This window comes from Tenacibaculum finnmarkense (genome assembly GCF_900239185.1).
Lineage (GTDB): Bacteria > Bacteroidota > Bacteroidia > Flavobacteriales > Flavobacteriaceae > Polaribacter > Polaribacter finnmarkensis.
This window is the reverse complement of sequence record NZ_OENA01000008.1, coordinates 41,878-50,996: the sequence shown is the minus strand read 5'-3', so window position 1 is coordinate 50,996 and position 9,119 is coordinate 41,878. Positions and strand designations below refer to the sequence as shown.

Sequence of the window (9,119 nt, the reverse complement as noted above, 5' to 3'; positions counted from 1 at the left end):
TGTGGTTTTCACGAAGCAACTTTAATGTGTCAAAGTGCGTTTAAAATTATTTATCCTGATAAAAAATACGTAATGAAATACACTACAGTAGGCGGTGTTGATGGTTTCGATGGAACTCGAAAAGAAGCGCCAAAGGCGGTGATTAAAAAAATAGAATAAACGTTTTTTAAACATGATTTTTATCGAATATATAGCGCAATTATCAGAAGATAAACTCTTGTATTTTGCGTTGCCTATATTTTTTATAAGCATGTTTGTTGAATATCAATTCGCAAAAGAAAAATACCAGCTAAAAGATACTGGAATATCGCTATTAATGATGGTTTTTTCGGCTATTATAGAATTTATTCCAAAGGTTTTAGCTTTTATTGTATTTGTATATATACATGAAATCAGCCCATTTAAAGATGTTGTTCAACGTCAATGGTGGGCTTGGATTTTATTGCTGTTTGCCGATGATATTTCGTACTATTGGTTTCATCGTTTAAACCATGAAGTGCGGTTATTTTGGGCAGGGCATGTACCGCATCATTCATCAATATATATGAATTTAGGAACAGCATTGCGCCAAGGTGTAGGGGAGCGAATTCATAAATTCTTTTTTTGGTTGTGGATACCGTTATTGGGTTTTGATCCATTAATGATGTTTACCGTGATGGGAATTAGTTTAATATATCAATTTTTTGTACATACAGAATTGGTTGATAAACTACCCAAACCAATCGAGTTTATATTTAACACACCTTCACATCACAGAGTGCATCATGCGTCTAATATTCGATATTTAGATTGTAATCATGCAGGTGTTTTAATTATTTGGGATCGACTTTTTGGTACTTTTTCAAAAGAATTAAAAGCTGTTGAAAAACCTGTTTATGGGTTAACAGTAAATATTGAAACTAAAAATCCGATAAAAGTAGCAACACACGAATATGTTGCTATTTGGAAAGATGTTAAACGTGCCAATAAGTTTTCAGACAAATTAAATTATATATTTAATTCACCTGGTTGGTCACACGATGGCGAAGATCATCGAGCGAAAACGTTACGTAAAAAAATGAATTTGTAAAAATGGAAGTACTACAAGATATTACACTAAAAATAACCGATCGAGAAGGCGTATTACACGAAGTTGTTGCACCAACCGATATGGCAATGAATTTAATGGAAGTTGTTCGTTCGTACGAGCTAGCTCCTGAAGGGACTATTGGAATTTGTGGCGGAATGGCAATGTGTGCTTCTTGCCAGTGCTATGTAAAATCAGCACATGAACTGCCTGAAATGGGCGATGATGAAGATGCCATGTTAGCCGAAGCTTTTTATGTAGAAGATAATAGCCGTTTAGGCTGTCAGTTACAAATAAAGCCTGAAATGGATGGTTTAGAAATTGAATTAGCTCCTGAGAGTTAAAAAATAAATTTTAGATGTCAACAAAAGTATTTAGTCCCGAAGAAATTGTAAATCAAACATTAAACTCAAGCGTTAAAAAAGTTGAAAAATCATTTTTAACCAGTTTGTTATTAGGAATATTAGCAGGTTCTTTTATTGGTTTAGGGGCTTTATTTTACACTATTGTAAAATCTGACCAAACCTATAGCTTTGCTACCAAGCAAATTTTGGGAGGCTTTGTATTTTCTTTAGGATTAATTTTGGTGATAATTGCAGGTGCTGAATTATTTACAGGAAATAATTTAATTGCAATTGCTTGGGCAGAAAAAAAGGTTTCTACCAAACAAATGATGCGTAATTGGGGCATTATTTTTTTTAGCAATATGATTGGTGCTATAAGTTTAGCGGTTATGGTTTATTTTTCAGGACACCTTGATATGAATAACGGAGCAATAGCCGAAACCTATTTAAAAATGGCAGATGCAAAATGTAATTTGCCTTTTATGACTGCATTTTTTAGAGGGATATTATGTAATATTTTAGTTTGTTTAGGAGTTTGGATGGCAATGGGCGGAAAAACAATTACCGATAAAATATTGGCAATAGTCTTTCCGATAACCTTATTTGTAGCCGCAGGTTTTGAACACAGCATAGCTAATTTATTTATTATTCCGCTAGGTTTGCTGATTAAAACTTTTAGCGATGTTCAAATTACTACGTCGTTTTTAAGTATTTCAGGGATGATAAAAAACCTGATTCCTGTTATTTTAGGAAACATAATTGGGGGAAGTGTTTTTATTGGATTAATGTATCATTTGATATTTTTAAACAACAAAAAAACAGCCTAGATTAATCGTTAACCTAAAAGCTCTTTTTGAAGCTGATCGATCCATTTATCAATACGATTAGGTGTTAAATGAGCCTCATTGTCTTGGTCAAGGGCTAGTCCATAAAATAAGTTTCCAGGGGCTATTAAGGCTTTCGATTCTGTAAAATCGTAGTCTTTAGTGGGCCATTTTCCAATTATTTTTCCACCATTTTTTAAAACCACTTCGGCAAGCATTCCTACGCCATCTATAAAATATTCACCATAACCGTATTGATCGCCTAAACCAAAAAGAGCAATGGTTTTATGGGTGAAATTAATGGTTTTAAACTCGTCAAAATAATCTTCCCAATCACTTTGTAAATCGCCATCATACCAGGTAGAAAGTCCTAAAATGATAAAATCAAACCGCTCAAAATCGGCAGGGCTTACATTGCTAACTTCTATAACTTCTAGTTCTGAAAGTGTCCATTGATCAACAATTGTATGGGTAACTTCTTCGGTCATTCCTGTGTCTGAACCGTAAATTAAACCTATTTTTTTCATTGCTTGTTTTTTAAGGTTACTAATGTGTTTTTTTTCTGATTATTTTTTTCTTTGGTCAAAAATATTCTGCTTTTTTAGATATTAACAGCTTGTTTTCTCCATTGATTTAGGTTAATAACTAAAAGAATACTGGCGATAGCGGTAAGTAATAATATCCATATTTTTGAAAGTTCATCAGGGTGTCCTATTGCTTCTTCAATAACATGATAACAGTTAAAAACTGCAACAATTACCCCCCAAATTAACGAGGTTATTTTAAACCATTTTTTTGATAATTGAATGGTTAATAAAGCGAATAAGAATGCTGTTCCTTCCATTAAAACACGCCATTGATGCGCCCAAAATGGCGTGCTACCATCTGAACCTTCAATAAACACGGTTTGATTAAAAAATACGGTTGCTAATCCGTAAATATGATGAAAAATATATCCGAAGATAATAAGCATCCAAAGGCTAAAAATTTTTGTTTTCATAGGTAGTTGATTGTTGTTTTGATGGGCTACAAGAGCTTGCTCTTTTATAATATTTTGCTTTTTTAAGGCTTTAATTTCGTTGTAATTAATGGGGTTTTTAGCCAATGAACTTTTTTCTTGAACAGCTGGCTTTAATTTTACGGCAAAAATAATAGCGGTTATTGCTAAAAATATCCAAAGTAAATCAATAGTTAGTATATCGTATTGTTGGGCTTTGTAGGTTTTCCAAATCCAATTGTTGGTTACAAATCCGTTTATTATAGGGATTAGTAATCCTAAAATACCAGCTGTCCATAGGGTGTATTTGTTTGTTTTATAATTATTTCGAACATATCGTAAAATAATAATTGCAATAAGCCAACTGATAAAAAAGAAGTAATAAATCAGCGATTTCCTGTCATTATTATACGCTTGTGGAAGTAATTTTACAAAAATAAAGGATAGGGCTATTACAGGAAAAAGCGACAAACAGATGGCCATATATATATGCCCTACTTTGTTGGTGTATAGTCTTTTTGATAAAGGAATGCTTTTTTTATTTCTTGCTTCGAGCCAAATAAGTACGCCTGTAATAATAACAAAACAAGTAATTAAAGCCAGGATAAAATAAATGATTTTTAAGCCAATACCACCGTAATGCCCAAAGTGTAGTTTTCCGATAGATGCCTGAATGTTTTCAAGATAGACTTCTTTTCCGGGTGCTTTTATGTCTTCTATTTTATTGGTAAAAGCATCTATGGTAATTCGCCCTTGTGCTAAAAAATGTATTTTTTCTGATTGATTGACCATCAATTGATACTTCATATTTGTACCGCCATAATTTTTAATGGTAAATCGTTTTATTTTAGTGTTTTTCCATCTTTGGGCATTTTTTACCACAAAATCATTTGCACTTGGTATTTGTTGGGTAGTTTTAGCAATCCAAGGATAGGTTTTTAACTGTGGTCTTAAATCTTCTAGTAGTTTATCTTGATTATTATTGTATAAAAAATTAGCAGGTAGTAGGACTAAAATACTTAATCCGAAGTAAGCGCCTGTTAATGCGTATATCAATTGAAAAGGCAAACCAATAACGCCTAAAGCGGTATGTGCATCAGCCCAAACTCGTTTTAAAATTAATTTCGGGTTAAAAGTATAAAAATTTGACACTATTTTTTTCCAATGAACAATTATTCCTGTAACAATGGCAAATAGAAAAAATACCGAAACAAGCCCTGCTAAATAAATGCCGATATAGGGTAATTGCGAAAAAAAATGAAGTCGGTAAATAAATTCGCCTAACGAATAAAATTCAGTGTACGATTTTCGCTCGTAGGTATTGGTGTTTAATGAAAAATAAGCAGCTTTTTTAGCTTTTTTAGAAGCGAGTGAATCTTTAGATGGGCTAAGAGATATAAATGCTTCTTCGCCTTTTTTTTGAAGCCTAAAAAGAATGTCTCTACCTTCTAATTGATAGTCGTTTTTTAAGGCGTTTAAAATGCCATCGTAATTAACGTTTTCTTTAGGTGTTTGCTTTACAAAAGTTCCTTTTTCCCAGTTAATTATTTCTTCTTTAAAAAAAGAAAAAGCGCCTGCAAAAAAAATAACATACAAGGCAACACTAATAACAATACCACTTACGGTATGGGTATTAAAAAAAACATTGTAATTTCGTTTACTCATAGTGTGGTTTTTTAAATAATCGGGTAGTGTATTTTTCCGTAGTAAACAATGCTAAATAATACGAGTATTACTAAGCTATAAAGTAAAAACACTTTCCAGGCGTTTTTAAATAAAAAAGGAACAATAATTAGGGTTACCCATATAATAAATAAGGTATATATCGAGGTAATTAATAGTTCTTTTTGATACGGTAAAAACAGTGTTAAAGCCAAATGTAGTAAGGCACTTATTATATAGCCTCCTAGTATTCCTGAAATAATTTTAATAGCTTTTTGCCAGGCAGATGTTGTTAAATACTTTGTGTTTGCAGGCATAATTATTGTGTTATAAATTTTAAAGTAGCTGTGATTATTAAAATAATGAACACACTTGTATAAAATATTTTTTTAAAAGGATTTATTAAAATAAGCAAACTTCCTACTAGCGTTATCGCTAGTAAATTAAATAAAATACCTGCGGTAATTCCGTTTGTTTTTATTGATATGTAAAAAGAAACTAGTAGTAAAATGCTTCCAATTATTTTAGAGATAAAACTATTTTGTTGCATCCAAATTTCTAAAAAACTACTATTTAAAACGGCCTTTTTAGAGGTGTTTAGTAAGAAAATAAAACCGATAATGTTTAAAAGTATAGCAATGGTATTCATACTTGTTTTTTTAATTTTAAAATTACACAGCCCAAAGCATGAGAACTATGGGCTGCGCTGCATTTAAAGATAAAATAATTCAAAATAATTCAACACAATAAAAGGTAAAGTCGGGGGACTTTGTTTTAGAATTTATAAGAAACTGTTCCTAAAAAGGCTCTTGAAGGTTGTGCGTTAATTGTGGTCCAACCGGTATAATATGTTTTATTTGTTAGGTTGTTTACTTTAAAACCTACTCGAATTTTTTTAAGATTATAATAAGCCGAAGCATTTAAAATAGTATAGCTAGGTAGGGTAAAAGTTCCTGATGTTTTATTGTTTACTGTTAGGTTTTCAGAGGCTCCATTAAAACCAAATCCTAGACCAAAGTTTTTAGCAACGCTATCTTCTTGAAAAGCATAATCTGCCCAAAAATTATACAAACCTTTTGGTCCTGCAGCTTCGGGTCTTCTGTTTTTAAATTCGATAACGTCTCTTTTTGCTTTTTGGCTATAGACATTGGTGTATTTCATGTCGTTAAAAGAGTAAGAACCTCTTAAGTTTAAGCCATTAATAGGGTTTGCATTTAATTCGAATTCGAATCCTTTACTAACTACCTCTGCAATATCAATTGTTTTAGGAAATAAAGGTATTTTTGGGTCGGAGGTTGTAAAATCTTTAACGGTTATGTTGTAATAACTAGCACCTATATTTAATTTATTGTTAAAGAAATTAGTTTTTATTCCTCCTTCAAATTGCTTGGCTTTTTGTGGTTGAAAAACATCAACAGTTCCCGAAGCATTTACAACAGGATTTACGTTTACAAAACCAGTTTGATAGTTGGTAAATACCGATAATTTATTTTTTAACGCCTGATACGACACCCCAAAATTTGGTGATAAGGTAGTTTTGGTATAGTCGTCTTCTTTTCTAGATAACTGCCCGTCTTGAATAAAATGATCTAAACGCAAACCAACATTAACAATTAGTTCGGGTGTAATATTTATTACATCAGAAACATAGGCTGCTAGTGTTTGTTGTTTTGTTTGATTTTTAAAAGCGGGTATTTTTTTAAAATCAGCATCTAATTGCGCTTTATTAGGGCTGTAATTCGCATTAGGTGTAAATGAATTGTTAGCGATTGTTCCATTACCATTTAAAAAGGCATCAATATATGGAAATCTGAAAAAGCTAGCGGTTATTCCATCAGAAACGGCACTTAAACCTAGGGCGTTTAAAGTACCAATTAATTGCGGAAATTGGCTTTGCTTGGTCAAATTTGGATTTCCATTTTTATTTCGATTATTTCGAGTATTAGAAACATAATCAACACCAAAAACAAGCCTGTTACGCAATTGACCAATATTGAAATTTCCTGTAAAATTTTGCTGTAAATTAAACCTTGTTTCGTTGGCGTCTCTTTTACTGTAAGTTCTAACAAAAGAATCAGTAGCTAACATTTTTGCTGCTTCGGTTGTTATTTGAGTAGTAAACGGGTTTATGTTGGCGTTAATAAAAGCAAGTTGAGGCGCTGTTATTAATCCATTATTTTTTGCATTTTCTAATTGATTATATACTTGGTTTATTTGTAAAAGTGCTGCAATACCACCATCAAACTGATATTGATAATAGCCTTTAGTTTGGGCATAACTACTAGAAAATACTGTTTGAGAAGTCCAAGTATCCGATAGTTTATAATCAGCAATAGCCCTTGTATTAAATGTAGGATTGGTTAAATTAATGTCGTTATTGGTAAAGGATTTTTTAGGATCGACTCCCATTTCTTTAATATTTTTAGATATTAAAGGCAGTCCTCTACGTAAAAATAGCATTGAAGGATTGGTTTGTTTTGTTTTAGAAAACTCTAATCCTGCCGATATATTTAATCGGTTATTTACTCTTAAAGAAAGCGAAGGCGCTATAAAATAAGTGTCTTTAAAACCAGCATCCTGAAAACTACCTTGTGTTAAAAAAGAAGCATTAACTCTAAAGAACGCTTTTTTAGAAGCGTCTAAACTTGTATTATAATCAACCGATGCTCTATGAAGCCCAAAAGAACCTGCGGTGTACGAAATACTTCCACCAGTACCTTGGTAAGGTTTTTTAGTTACGATATTAATTAAACCACCTAAAGAAGTTTCAGTACTACCAAACAGGGTAGCAGCGGGTCCTTTTATAACCTCGATACGTTCAATATAAGAAGGATCTATGGCGCTAAAAGTAACACCAGCAACGCCATCAATAAGTCTTGGTTGTATAGAAAATCCTCTAGTAGAAAAAAAAGAAGTTCCATTTCCAGGACCTCTTCCTGTAGCTTCCCAAAGCTTGTAAACCCCTGTAGCATTCGCCATTGCTTCATCTAAATTAGTTACAACTTGAGATTCTAGTATTTCTGAAGTAACCGTAGTATATACTTGAGAATTTTCTATATCTTTTAAAGGCAATTTAGATACATAAGCTGTTTTTTTACGAGAAAACTTGTTGTTTCGGCTCGTTAAAAGAACCTCTTGAAGCAATTCATTTCCTTCATATAAAATGATATTAGAAAGGTTTGCAGGCGCATTTACTAAAATTTCTCTGGTTTTAAAACCGATATATGATACGATTAAGGTAAATTTTCCTTTTGATGTTTTAATTTCAAAATTTCCATCAAAAGCTGTTTCTGCTCCTATATTTTTTTCTTTTATTAAGATATTAACACCAACCAAAGGTTCGTTATTATTATTTAACACACGACCACTAATACTATTTCCTTGCGCTACTGTATTTGATATTCCAGCTACTAGTATAAAAAGCGCTATTATAAGTTTGTTCAATTTACTTATTTAGATTTAATAAAATTTACTTCAACAAAAGTATTAACTAGAAATCAAACTTCAAAAGTTTATTTAGATTAGTTTTAAATAAAAAGTCGATAAAGTTGTATCTATTTATAAATCAGTCGTTATAAAGTAGGTAAATAATCAATAGTTAAATAATCTACTTTTTAGCTTTATGTATATCTTTGTATAAAAATTTAATTGATGACAGCTAAAACACCCATAGAATCATTAACGGTATTAACCGACCTTGTTTTACCAGGAGAAACAAATTATTTAGACAATCTTTTTGGAGGAGAATTATTGGCTCGTATGGACAGAGCCTGTAGTATTGCGGCACGCCGTCATTCAAGAAGAATTGTGGTTACCGCTTCGGTAAACCATGTGGCTTTTTCAAAAGCAGTGCCTGTGGGAAGCGTTGTTACTGTAGAAGCAAAAGTTTCAAGAGCCTTTAAATCATCTATGGAAATTTATGTAGATGTTTGGACAGAAGACCGTCAGTCAGGGGTAAAAACAAAGGTAAATGAAGGAATTTATACTTTTGTTGCAGTAGATGAAACAGGAAGACCTGTGCCAGTAGCGCCTATTGTTCCAGAAACTGATTTAGAAAAAAAGCGTTTTGAAGGGGCTTTACGTCGAAAACAATTAAGCTTGGTTTTAGCAGGGAAATTAGATCCGAAAGAAGCAACAGAACTCAAAGCATTATTTTTAGGTAAAGAAGAATAGTTTTGTGAAATTTTATGATAATTATAAAAAAATAGCCTGTTTAAAAATTTTAA

The 9,119-nt window shown here is 32.0% G+C and carries 9 protein-coding genes and 1 pseudogene; 5 read left to right on the top strand and 5 right to left on the bottom strand.

Annotation, left to right across the window (positions count from 1 at the left end; genetic code table 11):
* From AQ1689_RS13240 to AQ1689_RS00475, 4 genes and pseudogenes are all read left to right on the top strand, one after another.
* A pseudogene (locus AQ1689_RS13240) lies at window positions 1–159 on the top strand (ferredoxin--NADP(+) reductase); the annotation flags it as partial.
* A 13-nt stretch (window positions 160–172) separates the two neighbouring features.
* Entirely contained in the window at window positions 173–1,069 is an 897-nt protein-coding gene (locus AQ1689_RS00485) for a sterol desaturase family protein (protein ID WP_101915052.1), read from the top strand.
* A gap of 2 nt (window positions 1,070–1,071) precedes the next feature.
* The gene (locus AQ1689_RS00480; protein WP_058884031.1) at window positions 1,072–1,410 is read left to right on the top strand and encodes a 2Fe-2S iron-sulfur cluster-binding family protein; all 339 of its coding nucleotides are present in this window, start codon (window positions 1,072–1,074) and stop codon (window positions 1,408–1,410) included.
* 14 nt (window positions 1,411–1,424) lie between these two features.
* The gene (locus AQ1689_RS00475) at window positions 1,425–2,237 is read left to right on the top strand and encodes a formate/nitrite transporter family protein (protein WP_101954843.1); all 813 of its coding nucleotides are present in this window, start codon (window positions 1,425–1,427) and stop codon (window positions 2,235–2,237) included.
* An 8-nt stretch (window positions 2,238–2,245) separates the two neighbouring features.
* Here the strand turns inward: AQ1689_RS00475 and AQ1689_RS00470 are convergent, their stop codons facing one another.
* The 5 genes from AQ1689_RS00470 to AQ1689_RS00450 form a co-directional block, all read right to left on the bottom strand.
* On the bottom strand, window positions 2,246–2,761 hold the full coding sequence (locus AQ1689_RS00470) for a flavodoxin (RefSeq protein WP_101915054.1): 516 nt from the start codon (window positions 2,759–2,761) through the stop codon (window positions 2,246–2,248).
* A gap of 74 nt (window positions 2,762–2,835) precedes the next feature.
* Complete coding sequence (locus tag AQ1689_RS00465) at window positions 2,836–4,896, bottom strand: PepSY-associated TM helix domain-containing protein (protein ID WP_101954842.1); 2,061 nt, start codon at window positions 4,894–4,896, stop codon at window positions 2,836–2,838.
* A gap of 11 nt (window positions 4,897–4,907) precedes the next feature.
* Window positions 4,908–5,210: a hypothetical protein gene (locus tag AQ1689_RS00460; protein ID WP_101954841.1), complete on the bottom strand. Its 303-nt coding sequence runs from the start codon at window positions 5,208–5,210 to the stop codon at window positions 4,908–4,910.
* Window positions 5,211–5,212: 2 nt separating this feature from the next.
* Entirely contained in the window at window positions 5,213–5,542 is a 330-nt protein-coding gene (locus AQ1689_RS00455) for a hypothetical protein (protein ID WP_101915057.1), read from the bottom strand.
* 125 nt (window positions 5,543–5,667) lie between these two features.
* Window positions 5,668–8,337, bottom strand: coding sequence for a TonB-dependent receptor (locus AQ1689_RS00450; protein WP_101954840.1), 2,670 nt, complete (start codon window positions 8,335–8,337; stop codon window positions 5,668–5,670).
* A gap of 207 nt (window positions 8,338–8,544) precedes the next feature.
* Here AQ1689_RS00450 and AQ1689_RS00445 point away from each other — a divergent pair, with 207 nt between their 5' ends.
* Window positions 8,545–9,066, top strand: a complete 522-nt coding sequence (locus AQ1689_RS00445; protein WP_058884037.1) for an acyl-CoA thioesterase — start codon at window positions 8,545–8,547, stop codon at window positions 9,064–9,066.
* The last annotated feature ends 53 nt before the right edge of the window (window positions 9,067–9,119 follow it).

Coding starts and splice junctions, on each gene's coding strand:
- AQ1689_RS00485 (WP_101915052.1), top strand. CDS start 173: ATGATTTTTATCGAATATATAGCGCAATTATCAGAAGATAAACTCTTG.
- AQ1689_RS00480 (WP_058884031.1), top strand. CDS start 1,072: ATGGAAGTACTACAAGATATTACACTAAAAATAACCGATCGAGAAGGC.
- AQ1689_RS00475 (WP_101954843.1), top strand. CDS start 1,425: ATGTCAACAAAAGTATTTAGTCCCGAAGAAATTGTAAATCAAACATTA.
- AQ1689_RS00470 (WP_101915054.1), bottom strand. CDS start 2,761: ATGAAAAAAATAGGTTTAATTTACGGTTCAGACACAGGAATGACCGAA.
- AQ1689_RS00465 (WP_101954842.1), bottom strand. CDS start 4,896: ATGAGTAAACGAAATTACAATGTTTTTTTTAATACCCATACCGTAAGT.
- AQ1689_RS00460 (WP_101954841.1), bottom strand. CDS start 5,210: ATGCCTGCAAACACAAAGTATTTAACAACATCTGCCTGGCAAAAAGCT.
- AQ1689_RS00455 (WP_101915057.1), bottom strand. CDS start 5,542: ATGAATACCATTGCTATACTTTTAAACATTATCGGTTTTATTTTCTTA.
- AQ1689_RS00445 (WP_058884037.1), top strand. CDS start 8,545: ATGACAGCTAAAACACCCATAGAATCATTAACGGTATTAACCGACCTT.